We start from the raw sequence: 19,977 nt of genomic DNA on the forward strand, positions 1-19,977 counted from the left end.
CATACTCTGCACCATAATAGTCAGCATAAAAAATGCAAGGATATCCTTCACGACGTAACAAAATAATGGCATAAGCTAAAGGCTTAAACCAAGCATACTCTGCACCATAATAGTCAGCATAAAAAATGCAAGGATATCCTTCACGACGTAACAAAATAATGGCATAAGCTAAAGGCTTAAACCAAGGTTCAACAGGAGCTTCCAATGCTTGTAAAGGTTGTGAGTCATGGTTTTCCACAAAAGTAACAGCATTAATCGGACGTTCCTGCATTAAAGTACCATTGAGAATATAGCGCATATCATAATGCCCACCTGACTTACTCGCATAGTAAAAGTTGTAATGTAGGGGAACGTCAAACACAGACATTCTGCCACCAACTGAATTAATATACCAGTGCAACGTACCAATATCGTTGAACCAATATTCCCCAACCATAAATAAATCCTTCTGAAAATGATGTTCTAATACATCTATCCACAGAGGAAAAAACCAGGATGAAATATGTTTGATAGCATCTAGACGGAAACCATCGACTCCCGTAGTTTCTATATACCACTTACCCCAACGTATCACTTCATCCCGAACTTCTTTACTCTGGAAATCAATATCGCATCCCATCAGGTAAGCATAGTTGCCATTTTCCAACGCCACATAATCATCAAAGCTTTTCCCTTCAAATAGATATATAGTATTTTGTTCCTTGCTATAGTCATCATAATCTACTGCATCAAAATGCCACCAATGCCACTCAAAGTCAGAATACTTTTTTTGCCGACCAGGAAATGGAAAATGAGTATAACCTTTAACTTCACGCATTCCACCCTTGGGATGAATGCGGTTATCCTTGGAAAAAGGAGTTGCTTTGACAATTTCTGTTCCATCAGCACCCATGCGGTGGTTGAGAACTCCATCAGCATAGACATCAATACCAACATTGTGTAGAGCTTGAATAGCATCTAAATATTGTTGGCGATCGCCATATTTGGTCCGAACAGTACCTTTTTGGTCAAATTCCCCCAAGTCATACATATCGTAAACCCCATATCCCACATCATAAGTCCCCCCTATACCTTTGTAAGCTGGTGGTAACCACATGGCGGTAAAGCCTGCATCTGCTAATTCTTGGGCCATACTTGCCACTTGATTCCACAGGATAAGATTTGGGTCAATATACCAGTGGAAATATTGCATCATTACGCCGTTAATTTCTGCCATGTTCGGAAATCCTCAAATCTATCAATATGATTATGGCTGTTTCGTGGGGGTGAAGCAATAGCGACATTCTTGAAAGGATTACTGGTCCTCATTTTTAGCCATTCTCAGCCTTCTTCGTCAACTACATAAATTTTCAATTCTCACCCAAAGAGATTAATCAAGATAGGTAAACAATAAAGCCCATAATACCAGTTATATAAGTAGAGCAAGGAATATTTAATTTATATTCAAAATTTTGAAAAAACTGGGGCAAGTTTTAGGTTTGGCTCAAAGCCGAATTTTCTTGGACATATTCAACAGTGTTCATAACCGAATCAATCTCAACTTCTGCACCTACGCGAACCACAAATTCACTGGGTCCAAATTCTGTACCAACATTTCCCCATATGTCTAATATTTTTTTTAATTTATATGCCATGATTTGATAATTGAGTTAAATTTATTAAAAGTAATATTAGTTAAGGTATGCTGAGATAAAATGAACCCACTAAATCGATTTTCCGATCGAGCCGAAGATTATGCTCAGTATAGACCAAATTATCCAAAAGAAGCGATAACTTTAATGATTTCTGGATTTGAAAATCCTTCAGAATTATTAGCAGCAGATATTGGAGCTGGTACAGGTATTGGTTCTAGAATGTTAGCTGAACAAGGTATTAATGTCATAGCTATTGAACCAAACCTTAAAATGAAGAATGCTGCTCAATCTCACCCTTTAATAGAGTTTAGAGAAGCAACGGCAGAAGCGACTAATCTTCCTAATGAATCAGTTGATTTAGTAACTTGTTTTCAAGCTTTTCATTGGTTTAATCTGGAACCTACTTTACAGGAATTTCACAGAATTTTAAAACCCTCTGGCAAATTAGCACTTTTATGGAATAACTGGAATAGAGAAGATGGATTTACTAAAGAAAATAGTAACTTAATGAAGCAGATATCTAAACATCATCCAAACACTAAAAAAAAGCGACGCTTTTCAATTGCCTCCATAGAAAAAAGTTCCTATTTTGTCAATTTTCAACATTCAACATTTACTCATAGACAAGAGTTAGATTTGCCAGGATTAATAGGTCGTATTATGAGTTCGTCATCAGTGCCAAATCAAGGTTATGAACGAGAACAAATTACGGCAAATTTGAAAGCATTATATGAGCGATGGGTAGATAAAAAAGGTCTAGTTTATTTACTATATCGTACAGAACTATATGTTGCTGAACCCAGGTTAATAATTACTCCAAATCAGTTTTGACAGAACTTAGTAATGCTGTCAGAAAATTTTATTTTTATTTCTACTTAAAAAAATAACTTTGAGCGCAGAGTATTAATTGTGTAGAAAAAATCGTTAAAAATATGATATCAAATCCGTTTAATTAGGTATAAAAATATTGTCCATCTTCACCATTGCCAAATCTTTATAACTGTTTTCCCTCCTGACTCTTGTACGTCGCCAATCCGACGTCTCCCCTACCTGACTCCTGACTCCTACCTTCAAAAAATTTTATACCAATGCTACTGGATTTTATATGACATCCGTCAGATAGACTTTATCTGGCCGACCTCTTCCCTTGAAGAAGGAGACAGGAGACAGGAGACAGGAGACAGGAGGAAAATTACATGGGGATTCTAACCCCAAGTAATTTTGAACACCGTGTAGACGGTGAGGTATTAAACCCACAAAGAAAATGATAATTATTGTCCTCCATTGCTGACTATTTTAATGCACCATTTTAGCTGTGTCGGTCCACTACTACTAAAAAGCTAATATGACAGATAAACCTACAGATTATGCTGCTATTCTCCAAGCTGCAGGAAATCAATTACTATTACCTCCAGAGTGGTTAAAAATTGGTGCAAAAATTTATTCTCCTGAATATGGTATTGGTCAAATTACAGCAGTATTAGGCAAACGTTTAATTGTAGACTTTCTAGAAAATACAACCCCAGTACATTTTCCTGATTGGCAAATAGCAATTAATCAAAAACAAATTCATCAAAGAGATAGTAAAAATTTTCAGACTAAGAAGTTAAAACAGCCTGAAAAATCAAAGATTACTTCCGCAGAAATAGCAGCTATTCCCCGACCAGTATTTCAAACAATAGCCCAAGAATTTTCAGATAAATTAGTAGCTATAGAAAATACACCACCAACTCCAGGAAAACTTTATCCTTTGCCAGAAGATTTACCAATAACTCTCAAAAATTCTCTCATTTTACAAAAGATTACGGAACTCTATGAACATCAAATTGAATCATTAAACGCTCTGAGAAAAAAATTAGACCTTTGCATCTTTACCCCCACAGCTTCTGGTAAAACTCTCTGTTATAACTTAGGGATTTTAGAATCATGTTTACAACAACCTCAGACCACAGCATTATATATTTTTCCCCTCAAAGCATTAGCATTAGACCAGATGCAAAAGTTGGAAAAAATGGTCTCATACTTTCCCGAAAATTCTGTCAAAATTGGATTAATTACAGGTGACACATCCTCAAAACAAAGGAAAAAATTATTTATCCCCAACCCACCCAATATTTTAGGAGTCAGCCCAGATTTATTACACTATCAACTATATAGAATTAGAAGCAAAGATGGAGAAGGATGGCGTAAATTTTTTCAACAACTCCGCTATGTAGTTATAGATGAATCTCATACTTATAGAGGTGCTTTTGGCGCTCATTTTGCCAACCTAATGCGCAGATTAAAAATGGTGGTAGACAGAGTAGGAGGAAGTTCAAAAAAACTACAATTTATTTTTAGTTCAGCTACTATTGGCAACCCCGCAGAAATGGCAATGAGATTTAGCAACCGATCTGAGGAACCGGAACGACTTCATCTAATATCAAAAAGTGGTGCTGATAGTGCTGGTAGAACAATTTTATGTTTGGAACCTAGCGAAACTGCTAACCCCGATGCTTGTCAAATAATTCTGTCTTGGTTACGCCACGATCTAAGTGGGATAGTATTTTGTAATTCTCGCAGTGCTGTGAAAAAACTCCTGGGTATAATTAAGCGAATAGCTGATAAGAATGGTGAGAGTTATTTAGCAGATAAAGTGGCAATTTTTTATGGTTCTTTGCAATTTAATAGACGACAGGATATTATCCAAAAATTAGAAGCTGGTATAGTAAAAGTTATTCTTTCTACTTCTGCATTAGAAGCAGGAATTGATTTACCAGGACTTGATTGTTGTTTGGTGCGTGGTTATCCTGGTAGTTTAATGTCATGGCGACAGAGAATTGGTAGAGCAGGACGTAGAAATCCTGGGTTAGTGATGTTTTTACCAGTAGCTCAAAACCCGTTGGATAATTTCTATGGAAATAAACCAGATTTATTATTAAATGGTGAGGTGGAAAGTGCTGCTTTTAATCCAAATTATCCGACTATTTTGGGCAAACATTTAGAATGTAGTTGTGTCGAAAGTGGCCTACCTTTGAATGAAATAACAGAACGTTTTGGAGAAGTAGCTGGAGCTATTGCTGATAGTTTATTGAAACAAGAAAAAATCTATATTACTAACTCTTCTGAACTTTGGGGATATGGTTTTCCTCATCGGAATATTAATATTCGCGGTCATGCTCAAAATGATGTGGAATTAATCAATATTAATACTGGAGAAACTTTTGAAAAAATGCAAATGAGTCTTGCCCATCAGGAAGTTTTTCCAGGGGCAATTTATTTAGCCCAAAATTATGACAGTGAGTTAATTTTTTATCGTTCTGAGAATCTCGACTTAGATACAAAAAAAGCAATTTTAAAACCTTTAGGCAAAAATTGTAATTTAGAAAGCAAGCCAAAAACTGAGTTAGTTATTCAAGAAACTCAGCAATTAGCAAAATCCCAAATAATTCAAGCAAATATTCCGCACGCTAGATTAAGATTAAGTTTAATCTGGGGAGAAATTACCTTTTTAGTCACAGGATATGATTTGTTTGCTACTGAATATAAAAAAGGAGGTGAAATTACTAAAGTTGTAGATGGAGGTAGTTTCGATCCGCCCTATCAAACTCAATATCAAGCTCCAGTTGTGAAGGTAGAGATAAATTATGCTTTTAGCAATGCTATAGGGGAAAATTTTAGAGAAATTAAGGAGAAAATAAAAGAGAAGTATCAAGACAAAATTCCAGATAAATTCAAAAATTTATGGAGTTGTAATTCAGATTTTATTGCATTGCATAGTATGGGGCATCAACTAATGTTTGCTGTGCCTTTAGTAGTGTTAAGTTCGAGTCAGGATGTTCAATGGTTTGTGAAGCAAGAGAGAGGAGAAACTATCGGTTATTTTTTTGATACTTGCGATGGTGGAAATGGTGCGAGTGAAGCAATTTTTAATCAACTGTTGAAGTTTGCAAAGAAGGCAACAGAATTAGCAAAAAATTGTGATTGTGAATATGGTTGTCCCCGCTGTTTAACTCACCATAGTTGTCCTCAGCAAAATAGAGGTTTATATAAAGATTTAGGGTTGTTAATTTTGGAGGCGATCGCTGTTTAGGGAGTAGGGAGTAGGGAGTAGGGAATAGAAAACAAGAAAAACAACTGTACCTTAGTAACTTGAGAAACGCTATATCGCCCCTCGGTTATTCAGTCAAACTCTTACAAAGTTATATATGATATAATTATGAGTATTGACAAGTGATAACTGAAATTACACAGTTTTTGATGAGATTTTTATCCCTATTATTTGGTTAGAATAAAATTTATGAATACCGATATAGCTTTGTGGAAAGTTGTAATTAATCTGCCTGAATCTCTGAAAAAAGAACTGTTGAATTATGCAGAATATTTACGAGAAAAATATCCGAATAATCAACAATTCACAGAAAAGATAGAAACTGTTAAGGGTTATGGTAGTTGGGCAAATCAAATTATTATGTCAGATGATTTTGATGAACCATTAGAAGATTTGGCAGAATATATTTCAACAATGAATAATGAATAATGAATAATGAATAATTGTTGAACTCACACTTCTTGGGAATTGCAATGACACCTACCACCTAACACCTAAAAACTACCACTTACCGAATAATTAATAATTAAACAATTCAGGTTTAAAGCTTCCCCTTTTAAGGAGATAAAATCAAAAATTTTCCTTTTAGTCAATCCCCTTCTTTTAAGAATAAGTAATAATTAGGGCTTACCGATAAAATATAAAAGTATTGATATATAAAGGTTTGAGCATTTTTATGATTGAAAAAAGTGCCCCTGTTTCAGTTGAAAACCCTCAAAAAGCTAGTATTTTAGGCAAGAGTTGAGCAGAAAAATCATTCTGACAATTCTTACTCCTACCTCCTCGCTCATTCCCATTTCTCCTGACTTCCCCTCCTGGGAGGGGGAGGGGCGAGGGGTGGTTCGTCTCCTGTCTCCTGTCTCCTGTCTCCTGTCTCCTACCTCAGCAAAAAGACTTTCCATACGCAAACCCTAATTAATAATTAATTATTAATTATTAATTATTAATTGTTAATTTCTGACACTTTCTTCTCAATTTCACCATAAAAAAACCATCCATGTGTTCTCTATTAGGCCAAACTTTTACCCATCCTTCCACAGTGGGAGACACTATAAAATCAATAGTTGGCGCTTCAATTTCCCACTCAGAATTATTGGTCAAAAACTTCTCAATCACCTCCTCATTTTCTAAAGGATGAATTGTACAAGTTGCATATACCAAAACTCCGGCTGGTTTGACCCATTTGGCAGTATTTTCTAATAACTCACTCTGAAGTTTTGAGAGCTTTTGAATATTCTCTGGAGTTTGTCTCCACCTTGCATCCGCTCGACGGTGTAAAGTTCCTAAACCAGAACAAGGTGCATCTAATAAAACTCGGTCAGCTTGATTAATAAATTCAGGAAAACTTCGACTATCTCCTATATAAATAGAAATAGATTTTAACTGCAATCTTTCAGAATTTTGTTCTAACATTTTTAGTCGAGAAGCTGTTTTATCAATAGCAAAAATTTTGCCATTATCTCCTATTAATTCTGCTATGTGAGTTGTCTTACCTCCAGGGGCAGCACAGGCATCAATGATGATTTCTCCTGGTTGTGGATTTAATAAATAACTAACTAATTGAGCGCTACTATCTTGAACTGACCACCAACCCTCTTCATAACCCGGTAATTTTTGAATTGAACCTACTGCACCTGTTAGTCTTAAAAGTTGGGGAAATTGAGGTATCCAGTTAACACAAATACCTGTATTTTTCATAGCTGTTTCTACTTCTGTAATTGAGATTTTGAGTGGATTAATTCTTAAATCAAGACTCGGCGATTGATTGAACCATGAGCATAATTCTTCAGTTTCTCTTAAACCTAATGTCTCTATCCAATATTTAACTATCCAGTCAGGAAAACTATATAATGTTCCTAATTTTTGTACTGGATTTTTGGGCAAGTCAATCGTCAATTCTCGCCGAATATATTCTCTGAGTAAACCATTAATAAAACCAGTTAATTTAGCCAGTTTATTTTCTTTTGCTAGCTCAACTGTGGTATTAACTGCTGCTGATTCTGGAATTTGTGTTAAATAGGATAATTGATATAAACCAATATGGAGAATTATCCGTAAGTCTGGATGTTGTTGGTGAGATTTCTTTTTTGCTAATCGATCGATAATTGCATCAAGCGATCGCTGCCTTCTCACACATCCATAAACTAACTCTGTAACTAATCGACGGTTGGCATCAATTAAGTCATTTTTTCTCAAATGTTTATCTAGAGCAAAATCAGCAAAAGCTTCTTTTCGATACACTTCTTGGAGGATAATAAAAGCTAATTGACGAGGATTATTATTCACTACAATTAATTAAAAACAAATTAATAACTTTTTTGATTAATTACGAAATTATAGCATGATAATATAAATGCATGATTTTAACTTTAAAGAAGCGGTCAGCACTCAGCACTCAGTAATCAGTAGAATTATTTTTTTTACGTTTAGAAAGGGATTTCAAAACCTCCTAAACTATCCGGTTTATAGAAAGCGGGGATTTTAACCCAGAGTTCTAAAAGCTGATAGCTAGTTAAACTGTTCAAAATTTAAAATGGGTAGACAAATATTGACTGATTGAATAGTAAGCATTTCCTAGAGCTAATAGTTGAAAAGTCTTTCCCTATTCCCTATTTTCTTGAATAGTTTACTAAAATAAGTAGGGATTGCTGATTAAATATAAAAGTATTTACAGATAAAGGTTTTAGCCTTTTTTTGTTCAAAAAAAGTGCCTGTTTTTCAGCTCTTCACGCTCAAAAAGGAGCGTATTTTAGGCGCATAGTTGGGCAGAAAAATCATTCTTACAAAACGCCCGCTCCTACCTCCTCTAAGTACCCATTTATCCTGTCTCCTGTCTCCTGTCTCCTGTCTCCTACCCTCACCAATAAGACTTATGAGCGCAAACCCTAAGTAGTCAAACAAAACTAATTGTATATTTGATAGTCCGATTAAATAGGTAGGAAAAATTATTTTTATAGCATTGATTAAAGAAGTGAGGTACAACATATTGCCTATTGCTTATTCCCTGTTTCCTCTTCCCCATTAAAAAATGAAATTACAACTAGAAAACCAATTTTTTGTCGTAGGTCTAGCAATATTTGCAGAGAATCTAAAACTATTAGAAACATTTTTTTCTCATCTGCCAAAACAACTAAATATTGCATTCATAATAGTAGTCCAAAATCAATCTGCTAATTTTCCCAGTCACCTTGTCCAACTTCTAAAAGGAAAAACGATCCTCACAGTCCATAAAATAGAAGATGGAATGATAATAAACCCCTGGACTGTATATATTGTGCCAGAGGGAAAATATCTACACTTATGTAATGTTGATTGAGTATGAATGGATTGGAAAAATCTGTAGAATTATCAAACATACCAATCAAAAAGGTACTCGTTTTGAATATGTCTTGTCTTGTATTAATGATAACAAACCTTTTTTTACACCACACACGAAAAATTAATGCCTGTGTCTGTCGATCGCCTATAATATCAACAAGTCCGGCAGCGTCTGTATAATAAAAGGTTGTTTCTAGTAGTCAGTAGGAATAGCTTCAATATCATTTTTGAGGGCCTGCGCAATTCCTTTTTCTCAAAGATCAATCTGACTTCCAGCATTTTAGTTGACCTCATTATTTATAACTTTCTTGAGTGCATACTGCTATCATGGCCAATCCTATCGTTATAGCAAGCTACTACCCAACACATAGCGCTATAATATCATGTCCGGTTGAACAGTTATAAATAAATGATGGAGGAGTCAGGAGTCAACCCACCCCTAACCCCTCCCAGGAGGGGAAGGACCGAGTCAGGAGGGAATAAAGAAGAAGAAAGAACAGGAGAAGGATAAAGTTTTTTGGTCGCGTAAGCGGAACGGAATTCTATCACGCTCTTATCCGGACATGATGTAACTCACTTTGATGGCATTGTAAGTACGCGCCAGACAATAAAACCTGCAAATAAAACATAACCTGCTACTCCTACCCAGTCTTGCCAACTTCCAGATAATTGACTTTCCATAATTTCACTTCCTATTAATTTTGACTTGTATATCATATCAAATCCGTTTAATTCGGTATAAAAAAAGGCGTTGCACAGTGGCGAATGATTTGAGATTTTTGATTGAATTTGATTTTGGATTTGATAATTGCTAGAACAATTAATATTAGGTTTTTTTAGTCAAAGTCTAAACCTCTTTTTGGCAGTATCATTCCATAATGTGCAACCCCTAAAAAAATGTTCCATCTTCAACCATTACCAAATATTTCTCGATCTCTCCATCTCCCCATCTAATTACACCGATGCTACCGGATTTGATATGACTTACGCATGAACGCGATTGGTAGGGTGTGTTAGCGATAGCGCACAAACTCTATAGCGCTGTGCGCAGGCAACAGGCAATAGGCAACAACTCATCTGGGGGAATAAAAAGCTGATAATATAAGACTTTTAGCTATTGGACACCTCCTATGATTTGTAAATATGCCAGCGCACATTGCTATACTTCTATTGTCAGTGCCTAAGTCCTAATTATAACAAATTATGGGTTACTTAGGACTTATACTGATAATCAACCGTAAGACAGGGAAATATTTTTTCCACTGTTCCCTGTTGCCTGCTATAGACTATCATAATTATTGATTGTTGTAAAAAATATAGAAATTAATCACTCAAAACTTGCAAAAGATCGCCAACCGCTACACTGCCATCACTATCAACAGTTGCCAATACTCCCGTGTGAGCGTGACCAAATTTTTCTTTCAACACCGATAATAAAGGAATATCGCGATCACCTGTTTCTGGATCGACCTCAATATTCATACACCGTCCAATTTTAGCAGTAACAGTAATTTGAGCATTACCCAAGCGCAACTGTTTTCCTACCAAGTCAAACTCTGACCAAGCATCTATTCCATCCACAACTACATTAGGACGAAACCTCCGTATATCTAATATATTCCCTGCTTTTTCTCCTAAATCATCCATAGTTGCCTGACTAATAATAGAAATATGTACAATTTCGCGGTCGGGATAACGAGTTGTATTACCATTTCCCACTAACTGCACAGGAGCTTTTTGAGGATGACGCGCTCCTTTATTCGGTGTGAGAGTAGTCAAATAATCTGTGAAAAAAGCACTAATGCGATCGCGCTCCTCAGATAAACTTGTATTTGCCTTCAGTAACTCAACCCCTTGATGTCGCACAGTCAAAAATCCAGTTTCTGGGTCAAACTCGCAATTCAAAGCAGCTAAACCAGGCCAGTCATTTTGTACTGCAAAATGCTTTTTACTCATCCAAGGTATAACTTCTGGTATTGTAGAGTTATCAGAGTCGAGAAACATCAAAGCAAAAGCGCGATCGCCTTTAATGCCATATCCTGAAGTGAGGAAAAAATCCTGGCAATTTTTAGGAGTTAACCCTTTAACTGGATGAATAAATAATTGTTTAACTGTTGCTAATTTCATGTTATTTTTTATTATTGGAGATGCTAGTGGAAAAAAATTAGACCCTTATCTGTTGGGTTTGCTAGCGCTTAACCCAACCTACTTTATTACAAGTTTATATCATTATGCGTTTTCCTGCTCCCTAAAACTTATCATTTTGTACCTCACACTTTTTGGGAATTACTATTGCTATATTAGAGAGTGTTTGTAAAATGAATATAATGTAGTAGACTTACACAGCTAAAACTGTGCATTAGTTTTTAACTTGAAAACTCTTACTTTTGAATGCATGACTTTTGACTTTTGAATTGAATCTAATGCACCATTTAAGGTGTGTCAGTCCAGTAGAGTACGTTAGTATCACGTAACGCACTATCCCACAGCTAGGCAATGTTTTTTTCCACTGTTGCCTCTCTTGGTCAGCATTCCGCAAGCGAGCTGGCGTCGTCGCGGGGTCTGACCGCTGTTGCCTGTTGCCTGTTGCCTGTTGCCTATTCCCTGTTCCCTGTTCCCTGTTCCCTGCTATAATACCTAAAAAAATTGAATCATAATTCTCATCGTTATTTACAAAAAGAGTGGAAGTTCACTCAAATAGGACTATTACTGTTTCCTATATTACCAACTATAGGTATATTAACTCTAATTTTTGCCGTTATTAGCAGTTGGCAACAAAAATGGCGCAGCATTATTCGTCGTCCCCACAATATAGCCTTAGCTGGTCTTGCTGTCTGGTTAGCGATCGCTACATTTTTTGCATTAGACCGTCAGGAAGCCTTTTTAGGGTTAGCTAATTTATTACCGTTTTTTGGAGTATTTGCTGCCTTGAGTACTCTTATCCAAACTCCCTCCCAACTGCGACGACTTTCTTGGGTAATGGTACTCTCTTCACTACCTGTAGTCATTTTAGGTTTCGGACAATTATTTTTTGGTTGGTCTGGCCCCCTGAGTTTACAAATTATTTTAGGTTGGGTACTTGCACCACAAGGCAACCCTCCGGGGAGAATGGCTTCAGTATTTATGTATGCTAATATTCTCGCAATTTATTTGACGGTTGTATTTATTCTTGGGTTGGGGTTGTGGATTGAAAAATGGAAATTTTTATTTGGAAACAGGGTGACAACAGAGAGCGCACACCCAAAACAGAAAATGGGTCGCTTCAATATTTTTCATGGTGAGTCACCTCAAGAACTTATTTTTTTAACAGTGGCAATAATTAGTAATGGCATTGCTTTGGTCTTGACAAATTCACGCAATGCTTGGGGGTTAGTGGTATTTGCTGGTCTTGCTTATGCTATTTATCTTGGTTGGCATTGGTTAGTATGGTTAGTAATGACAGCAGTGGCAACTGTCTTTGGAGCTGCTTTTGCTCCTGCACCTTTGCAGCAATGGTTACGAATAATTGTTCCGGAATACTTTTGGGCACGACTCACAGATCGAGATTTTGATAGACCTGTAGCCATTCTACGCAGCACCCAATGGCAATTTGCTTGGAATATGACTTTAGAAAAGCCTTGGAGTGGTTGGGGTTTGCGGAATTTTACTCCTTTGTATGAAGCACAGATGCAAATGTGGCTTGGTCATCCTCATAATTTATTCTTGATGCTAACGGCAGAAACTGGAATTCCTGCTGCTTTGTTTTTGTTTGTTTGGGTGGGTTGGATATTGGCAAAGGCAGTATTGTTATTAATTAATAGGTCATCAATTTATTCCAGAGGAGACCGTTTCATATTTTTTAGTTATTTAGTAGCTTTTGCTGCTTGTACTATATTTAATATGTTTGACGTGAGTTTGTTTGATTTACGAATTAATACAATAGGATGGTTACTTTTAGCTGCAATTTGTGGGTTAGAGCGCTGCGCGCAGGCAACAGGCAACAGGCAACAGGCAACAGGCAATAAGCAATAGGGGGAATAAAAAACCGAGTCCAGTAGTAGCGCGTCAAGCCTTAAATGTTGTATTAGGATTTTGGACAAAAACAATATATAGCTTAGATTTTACCATTTTCCTATTACCCTATTTTAAGCTTGACACGACAGTAGGGTGTGTTAGCGATAGCGTAACTGAGCAAAACTTAGATATATGCCACCTTTTGACAACTGATAACTGATATCATGTCCGGTAGCATCGGTATTGTATAGAGAAGGTAAGGAAGAAGGAAAAAGGAAGAAGGAAGAAGCTTTAAGAGAAGGAAAAACCTTATAGAACCCCCGATCGTATCTTCATAAATATTAATTTAGTGGGGCGGGTTAATCAGATAATTTCTAACACCATTAATTTAACGCGGAACCCGCCCCTACTATTGCAACATTGGTGTGTCACGCCACTACGAAATATTTATTTGACTTTGATTTATGATAAAATTTCAGGTACATCTATCTAACAAATAAAGCTAGCAATGAAAACAGAGACATCTCAGCAAAAATCTCTTCCTAACTGGGAAGAATTACTAGAGGTTGCCCAACAAAATACTACGGCAAAATGGATATCAAGACCAGGACAAACACCTGCCACTGCAACAATATCCAGTCACCTCCATCGACTCAGTCCTGGGGAAAAACCTTCTGTCTTGCTCTATCGAGATACTCATGGTTGGTGTCCTTTCTGTGAAAGAGTTTGGTTTGCTTTAGAAGAAAAACAAATTCCTTTTGAAACTGAATTAATTGATTTATCAAACAAACCACAGTGGTATAAGGATATGGTGCCAACAGCATTGGTTCCCGCAGTCAAAATTGAGGGCGAGTTAGTTTATGAGTCTAAAGATATTCTGCTTGCCTTAGAAAAAAAATTCGATCGCTTTCCTCTACTGCCGATCGCCTCTCAAGAAAGGTCTGCGGCATTAGATATGATTGAGAATTTTGATGCCAATGGTTTAGTCAAATCAGGATATGCGTTTCTCCGAGGCAAACCTGCTAACTCTGAGCAATCTACAGAAACTATTCCGGAACAGATAGCGGCACAACTGCTGAATTTGCAAACAACTTTTGAGACAAAATCAGACCAGTTAGAGGTAACATTGGGTCAATATCCTGGTGTTTATTTTATGGGCGAGTTTAGTTTGGTGGATATTATGTATACTCCAGCTCTCAGAAGGTTCGCAGCAAATTTACCTGTATTCCGGGGATATTCTCTATACGACAATGACCGCTTTCCTCGACTCAATCAATGGTTGACAGCTATCAATAAACGTTCCTCTTATCAACGGATCAAACCTAGTGCTCGAACGAATAATTTGATCATTTTCTTTGTGGGTTTAATACCCCACCGTCTACACGGTGTTCAAAATTACTTGGGGTTAGAATCCCCATGTAATTTTCCTCCTGTCTCCTGTCTCCTGTCTCCTGTCTCCTTCTTCAATATGCACAAGTTATTTGGCGTACAACCTATCCATAAGAATAAATCTCTAAGTGTTACTCAACCACAACCCCATGGAGAAGTAGAAAGTCAAACAGAAGAATATTCTATGGAGGCAGCGGCGAGATTAAGTAGTAACTACCAAACTGTGATTGCTGATATTATCAAAAATTCGGGAATTAAAAAATGGGTGATTCAGGAGACTTTACCCAGTATTGAATTAGCTATTGATCGGCATTTGAGACGTTTAGTTCATTGTTTAATTGAAGGAAGTATTCCATTATTTTCTGACAAACCAGTTGACTCAAAAACTGACCAACAGAATGAAGGAAAAGAGGAACCTGCTGCTGATGCTGCTGTAGGAGCGATCGCCCTTGCTTTTCTCAGAAATAGAGTTTGTGTTCCTCGGGATATGAGTGCGGGAGCAGCAGTTGCTTTAGAAACAACAATTGATGCTATGTTGTCTAGTATCTACTAGACATCTCCTAGACATCTCCAGAAAAGAGGGAGTAGGCAGCTTTGTTGTAGGCAGTAGGCAGTAGGGGGGAAAGAATTGATAATTTCTGTGTAATAAGGGAATAGCAGAAAATAAATTATCCCAATTTTTGTATTCTATCGTTAACTAGCTACTCTCTACTCCCTTACTTTTTCAATTTCTTCCCTACTCCCTACTCCCTACTCCTTTGAAGCTATCCCACTATTTTTAACAAGTTTATTTGTTTAAGTAAAATGTGTTTGAAAAGCTTGATTTTTCGTTTTTAAGTATCAACATATTTAGAGTTTTTAGCAAAAGTCTTATTAGTGGGATAGGTTCTTACTTTATTACTTTATTAAAATAGAATAGAAGTGAATCTAATTAGTGGGACTTACACAAAATCAAGCAATAAAATAGGCTCAAATATAGATAGGCACAGGCTTTTACGTCAAAAAGGTAAAATCCTGAATTACTAAGGGTGCTAGCCATTTTTAACGCCTCGACGTAATTCCCTTGTCTAGACTGACTTTGACGCATTTTTCCTACCAAAAAATGTCTAATATCATGTCCGGATAATAGCGTGATAAAAAACCTTTTCCCTTCTAACCTCTTCTTTCCTTCTGCCTCCAGCATAGCTGCCTTCTGCCTTACCTCCTCCAAAGTGTAAGTATTCAACCGGACATGATATAAGTACCATTAGAGGTAATTTGTGGGGCTAGATTTAGTAAGTTGGGTAATACCAAAAGTAGGGGGTTATCTTGTGAAAAAAGCGGGCGATCGCCTAACTCAAACTTTGAATAAAACAGATAAAACAGATATAGAAAAGGCAATTAAATCTGGAGAAAAAGCTGTGAAGGAATGGGAAAAAGAACTCTCGCCTCAACAGCTTTTGTTTTATGCGGCTAAACCGGATGGTTGGAATGGATTTAATAAATTTCTGAGTCAATATTTTGAACATTCTGGTGTTTTGACAGAATTAGAAAAACCATATATTATGAAAAACTATGTATAAAAATCGTCTAAAAAATAATAAATATTATCAGCCAAATATAAACAATAGCAGGACTCAACTGTTTGGGAAACATCCCATTCGGATAGGGTGCATCTCATATTTGCAAAAATACTTTTTTCCTATATATTGCCTATTGCCTGTTGCCTGTTGCCTGTTGCCTGTTGCCTGTTGCCTTGGGAGAAGACCACTCCTTTCAGACTGAACAGAAAACAGTAGAAAATTTAGCTACCTTGGCAAAGAAACCAACACCACAGATACTCCGAGCAAGAGATGCAGGAAAATTTACCAAATTCAAACATATCACCAGCAAAGATGGACTTCCGGAAGATAGAGTCTGGAACATTGTTCAAGATAATGATGGGTTTATGTGGTTTGCGATGAATGGCGGACTCATTCGCTATGATGGCAATGGAATGAAAATTTTTCAGCACGATCCTAATAATCCTGGTAGTTTGAGTAGCGATCGCACTAGAGACCTATTGATAGACCGTAGTGGTACACTCTGGATTACAACTTGGAATGCTGGACTTAATCAATATGTACCTTCCACTGAGAGTTTTACCCACTATTATCACGATCCAGACAACCCCCAAAGTTTAAGTAGCGATGCTCTTAGAGCTATCCATGAAGACAGTCAGGGAAATTTATGGATAGGTACTTTGGGTGGTGGACTTAACAAACTGAATCGAAATACAGGCAAATTTACTCGCTACCAACATGATTCCACAAATCCCCACAGCTTAATTAATAACGATGTGTTTAAAATCTATGAAGACAGCAAGGGTGTACTTTGGATCGCAACTTATGGTGGTCTGGAAAGGTTTGACTATGAAACAGAAAAATTTACCCATTATCAGCACGATCCAAACGACCCCCATAGTCTCAGTGACAATGTTGTACGAGGAATTTATGAAGATAGTCGCGGGAATTTATGGGTGGGTACTCAAAACGGTCTCAATACTTTAGACCGGGAAACCCAGAAATTTACTCGATATCAATACAATCCCGACAATATCAATAAGTCAGATAACAACACAGTTTTTACAGTATCAGCAGTTGAGGATGATGCAGGTTTTGTGTGGTTTGCGACTTGGGGTAATGGACTTTACCGATTCGACCCCCAAACAAAAACCTTTACCCATTATGAACATAACTCTGGCGATCCCTATAGTCTCAGTCATGATAATACTCTTCCACTCTACAAAGACGAAGTCGGCAAATTGTGGATTCCCACAGAAAGGGGTGTGAGTATACTGGATCTTTTAGGCAAATCATTTATTCATTATCGTGCCATCCCTGGGGATGATAATAGTTTGAAACATAATGGTACCAATGCTATTTATGAAGACCGATCGGGTATTGTCTGGATTGGAGGTAGTGGTGGGTTAACTAGATTTGACCGAAATTCAGGACAATTTACCCATTACGAATACAACCCCAATAATCCCAATAGCTTAAATAACCCGACGGTTAAATCTATTTGTCAAGACCAGAAGAGGAATCTTTGGATCGGTACTATCGGGGGAGGGTTGAATAAGCTAAATCTCAAGACCAACCAATTTACTCATTACGTTCACGATCCAAGCAACCCCAACAGTCTCAGCAATAACCTTATCCATGACGTTGAGTGTGAAAGTCAAACAGGGAAAATCTGGATCGGCACCTGGGGAGGAGGTTTGAACCAATTCGATCCTGAGACAGAGAAGTTTACCCACTATACTCACGATCCGGACAACCCCAAGAGTCTGCTCAATAATCAAATTCGTGTTCTTAATGAAGACAGAGAGGGAAGACTTTGGATCGGTACTTTAATCGGACTAGATAAATTTGACCCTAAAACAAAAACCTTTAACCACTACTATTACCGTGCGAACGATAAAAATATAATTGGACATAATCTCAGTACTGCTGCTACTATCCAAGACATATATGAAGACCAACAAGGGCAACTTTGGGTCGGTAGTAGTTCAGGATTAGGAAAATATGACGATCGCCAAGATAAATTCATCCAATATACTGCCGATCGACATGGATTACCAAGAGATTCTATCTATGGCATCTTAGAAGAAAATACCTCTAACGATGAAAAGGGAAGAGGTTTGTGGTTGAGTCATAGTAGTAAGGGACTGACGAGATTTAATCCTGAGACAGGAAGTATCCAGAATTATGATGTGAGGGATGGACTACAAAGTAATGCCTTTCTTTATAGCACTGCTCAACATAAAACTAAGGATGGTACACTTTGGTTCGGTGGAGTAAATGGTATCACTGCTTTCTATCCAGAACAAATTCAGGATAATCCCAGTATTCCGACCGTATTTATCACAGACTTTAAACTGGAAAATAAGCTTGTTCCTATTGGTGAAAATTCAGTTCTCAAGGAATCTATCCTCAAAACCAAACACTTAACTCTCTCTTATAAAGACCGAATCTTCTCCTTTAGATTTGCAGCATTGAATTTCCAATCACCAGAGAAAAATCGCTACAAGTACAAACTAGAGGGATTTGATCGCGACTGGAATGAGGTAAGTAGTAAAGATAATTCTGCCACCTATACTAATTTAGATCCAGGCAACTATGTATTTCGAGCGATCGCCTCGAATAATGATGGACTTTGGAATGAACAGGGTGTTTCTATCAAGATTACAATCACACCACCTTGGTGGGAAACTCTTTGGTTTAGAGCAGCGATGGGGATTTTATCTTTAGGAGTTTTACTAGGTGGAGTGTGGTGGCGTATATATGAAACGGAAAAACGTAATCGCGAACTGGAAACGCAAGTCAAAAAACGTACTGCTGAATTACAAGATTCAAATCAACAGTTAGTTGTTGCTAAAGAAAAAGCGGAAGTAGCAAATCAAGCAAAAAGCAGTTTTATCGCCAATATGAGTCACGAACTACGCACCCCATTAAATGCTATTTTAGGCTTTTCACAAATAATGATGCGTTCTCAAACCTTATCTCCAGAAGAAAAAGAAAATACAACTATTATTAATAAGAGTGGCAACTATTTATTAACCTTAATTAATAATATTTTAGACTTATCTAAAATTGAAGCAGGGAAAATGAACCTCAATGCTAAAACCTTTGACTTTTATTCATTGTTGAACGAACTAGAAGACTTATTACATATAACCGCCGAAAATAAAGGATTAACATTAATTTTTGACCGCCAGGATGATGTACATCAATATATCTATACTGACGAAACAAAACTCCGTCAAGTATTAATTAACTTAATCAATAACGGGATTAAATTTACATCTGAAGGGGGTGTGAGTGTTACAGTTGTGAGTCCAAAATAATTCCCCCTTAATCCCCCCTTTCTAAGGGGAAAAAGTTCTGGCAAAAATCCCTCTTTGGAATGGGGGGAAAATTCTGGCAAAAATCCCTCTTTGGAATGGGGAAAAAGTTCTGGAAAAAATCCCTCTTTGGAATGGGGGGAAAGTCATGGAAAAGCCACAATTATTTTTGAAGTCAGAGATACAGGAGCAGGAATAGCTGAAGCAGAAATGCCCAAATTATTTGAAGCATTTGTCCAAACAGAAACAGGCAACAATAGTCAAGAAGGAACAGGATTAGGATTACCAATTAGTCGTAAATTTGTCAACTTAATGGGAGGAGATATTACTGTTAACTCTCAAGTGGGAATAGGTACAACTTTTCGATTTGACATCCAAGTTGATATCGTCAGTAAAGAAGATATAGAAACTCAAGAACATCCACGTCATGTCATAGCTTTAAAACCCAATCAACCCCGTTATAAAATATTAATTGTAGATGACCGGCCTACTAATCGTTTATTATTGATTAAATTATTACAACCATTAGGATTTGAATTAAAAGAAGCAGAAAATGGAAAACAAGCCATAGAAATCTGGGATGAATGGCAACCTAATTTAATTTGGATGGATATGAGAATGCCAGTTATGGATGGTTACGAAGCAACTCAAATAATTAAAGGCACAATCAAAGGAAATGCCACAGCAAT

General features: G+C 36.9%; 13 protein-coding genes and 2 pseudogenes. 9 read left to right on the forward strand and 6 right to left on the reverse strand.

All coding sequences use genetic code 11. The features are described from left to right. Together D5R40_RS21405 and D5R40_RS35760 are read right to left on the reverse strand one after the other, a co-directional pair. The coding region (locus D5R40_RS21405) for an alpha-amylase (protein ID WP_124155172.1) at positions 1 to 1,216 on the reverse strand (1,216 nt) is incomplete at its 3' end. Positions 1,217 to 1,472: 256 nt separating this feature from the next. Then, the gene (locus D5R40_RS35760) at positions 1,473 to 1,634 is read right to left on the reverse strand and encodes a hypothetical protein (protein ID WP_161564550.1); all 162 of its coding nucleotides are present in this window, start codon (positions 1,632 to 1,634) and stop codon (positions 1,473 to 1,475) included. Positions 1,635 to 1,694: 60 nt separating this feature from the next. On the opposite strand from D5R40_RS35760, the gene D5R40_RS21410 reads away from it, so the two are divergent. The 3 genes from D5R40_RS21410 (at position 1,695) to vapB (ending at position 6,153) form a co-directional block, all read left to right on the forward strand. Next, positions 1,695 to 2,465 (forward strand): class I SAM-dependent methyltransferase, encoded by a 771-nt coding sequence (locus tag D5R40_RS21410; protein WP_124145244.1) that lies wholly within the window; start codon positions 1,695 to 1,697, stop codon positions 2,463 to 2,465. 514 nt (positions 2,466 to 2,979) lie between these two features. Next, on the forward strand, positions 2,980 to 5,706 hold the full coding sequence (locus tag D5R40_RS21415; protein ID WP_124145245.1) for a DEAD/DEAH box helicase: 2,727 nt from the start codon (positions 2,980 to 2,982) through the stop codon (positions 5,704 to 5,706). A 207-nt stretch (positions 5,707 to 5,913) separates the two neighbouring features. Continuing rightward, complete coding sequence (vapB, locus tag D5R40_RS21420) at positions 5,914 to 6,153, forward strand: type II toxin-antitoxin system VapB family antitoxin (protein WP_124145246.1); 240 nt, start codon at positions 5,914 to 5,916, stop codon at positions 6,151 to 6,153. Between the two features lie 293 nt (positions 6,154 to 6,446). Here vapB and D5R40_RS21425 read toward each other — a convergent pair whose 3' ends face one another. From D5R40_RS21425 to D5R40_RS35765, 3 genes are all read right to left on the reverse strand, one after another. Continuing rightward, the gene (locus D5R40_RS21425) at positions 6,447 to 6,626 is read right to left on the reverse strand and encodes a hypothetical protein (RefSeq protein ID WP_124155173.1); all 180 of its coding nucleotides are present in this window, start codon (positions 6,624 to 6,626) and stop codon (positions 6,447 to 6,449) included. A 34-nt stretch (positions 6,627 to 6,660) separates the two neighbouring features. Next, a complete protein-coding gene (locus D5R40_RS21430) occupies positions 6,661 to 8,010 on the reverse strand; it encodes a 16S rRNA (cytosine(967)-C(5))-methyltransferase (RefSeq protein WP_124145248.1) in 1,350 nt (449 codons plus the stop codon). Between the two features lie 432 nt (positions 8,011 to 8,442). Then, positions 8,443 to 8,709: a hypothetical protein gene (locus tag D5R40_RS35765; protein ID WP_124145249.1), complete on the reverse strand. Its 267-nt coding sequence runs from the start codon at positions 8,707 to 8,709 to the stop codon at positions 8,443 to 8,445. A 43-nt stretch (positions 8,710 to 8,752) separates the two neighbouring features. Between D5R40_RS35765 and D5R40_RS21440 the strand changes: the two genes are divergently transcribed. Then, the gene (locus D5R40_RS21440) at positions 8,753 to 9,040 is read left to right on the forward strand and encodes a chemotaxis protein CheB (protein ID WP_124145250.1); all 288 of its coding nucleotides are present in this window, start codon (positions 8,753 to 8,755) and stop codon (positions 9,038 to 9,040) included. Between the two features lie 1,325 nt (positions 9,041 to 10,365). Here the strand turns inward: D5R40_RS21440 and D5R40_RS21445 are convergent. Beyond that, entirely contained in the window at positions 10,366 to 11,169 is an 804-nt protein-coding gene (locus D5R40_RS21445) for an MOSC domain-containing protein (protein WP_124155174.1), read from the reverse strand. A gap of 519 nt (positions 11,170 to 11,688) precedes the next feature. Here D5R40_RS21445 and D5R40_RS21450 point away from each other — a divergent pair. The 5 genes and pseudogenes from D5R40_RS21450 to D5R40_RS42805 form a co-directional block, all read left to right on the forward strand. Continuing rightward, positions 11,689 to 13,053 (forward strand): O-antigen ligase family protein, encoded by a 1,365-nt coding sequence (locus tag D5R40_RS21450; protein ID WP_124155175.1) that lies wholly within the window; start codon positions 11,689 to 11,691, stop codon positions 13,051 to 13,053. A gap of 490 nt (positions 13,054 to 13,543) precedes the next feature. Next, positions 13,544 to 14,977: a glutathione S-transferase family protein gene (locus tag D5R40_RS21455; RefSeq protein WP_124155176.1), complete on the forward strand. Its 1,434-nt coding sequence runs from the start codon at positions 13,544 to 13,546 to the stop codon at positions 14,975 to 14,977. 706 nt (positions 14,978 to 15,683) lie between these two features. Continuing rightward, positions 15,684 to 15,986 (forward strand): hypothetical protein, encoded by a 303-nt coding sequence (locus D5R40_RS21460; RefSeq protein ID WP_124145254.1) that lies wholly within the window; start codon positions 15,684 to 15,686, stop codon positions 15,984 to 15,986. A gap of 230 nt (positions 15,987 to 16,216) precedes the next feature. Further along, a pseudogene (locus tag D5R40_RS21465) lies at positions 16,217 to 18,625 on the forward strand (ligand-binding sensor domain-containing protein); the annotation flags it as partial. A gap of 192 nt (positions 18,626 to 18,817) precedes the next feature. Then, positions 18,818 to 19,977, forward strand: a pseudogene (locus D5R40_RS42805) (ATP-binding protein); the annotation flags it as partial.

It is taken from the genome of Okeania hirsuta (genome assembly GCF_003838195.1).
GTDB classification, from domain to species: domain Bacteria; phylum Cyanobacteriota; class Cyanobacteriia; order Cyanobacteriales; family Microcoleaceae; genus Okeania; species Okeania hirsuta.

Excerpts from the sequence above, each read along its gene's own strand:
- D5R40_RS35760 (WP_161564550.1), bottom strand. The coding sequence starts at position 1,634 with ATGGCATATAAATTAAAAAAAATATTAGACATATGGGGAAATGTTGGT.
- D5R40_RS21410 (WP_124145244.1), top strand. The coding sequence starts at position 1,695 with ATGAACCCACTAAATCGATTTTCCGATCGAGCCGAAGATTATGCTCAG.
- D5R40_RS21415 (WP_124145245.1), top strand. The coding sequence starts at position 2,980 with ATGACAGATAAACCTACAGATTATGCTGCTATTCTCCAAGCTGCAGGA.
- vapB (WP_124145246.1), top strand. The coding sequence starts at position 5,914 with ATGAATACCGATATAGCTTTGTGGAAAGTTGTAATTAATCTGCCTGAA.
- D5R40_RS21425 (WP_124155173.1), bottom strand. The coding sequence starts at position 6,626 with ATGGAAAGTCTTTTTGCTGAGGTAGGAGACAGGAGACAGGAGACAGGA.
- D5R40_RS35765 (WP_124145249.1), bottom strand. The coding sequence starts at position 8,709 with ATGTTGTACCTCACTTCTTTAATCAATGCTATAAAAATAATTTTTCCT.
- D5R40_RS21440 (WP_124145250.1), top strand. The coding sequence starts at position 8,753 with ATGAAATTACAACTAGAAAACCAATTTTTTGTCGTAGGTCTAGCAATA.
- D5R40_RS21445 (WP_124155174.1), bottom strand. The coding sequence starts at position 11,169 with ATGAAATTAGCAACAGTTAAACAATTATTTATTCATCCAGTTAAAGGG.
- D5R40_RS21455 (WP_124155176.1), top strand. The coding sequence starts at position 13,544 with ATGAAAACAGAGACATCTCAGCAAAAATCTCTTCCTAACTGGGAAGAA.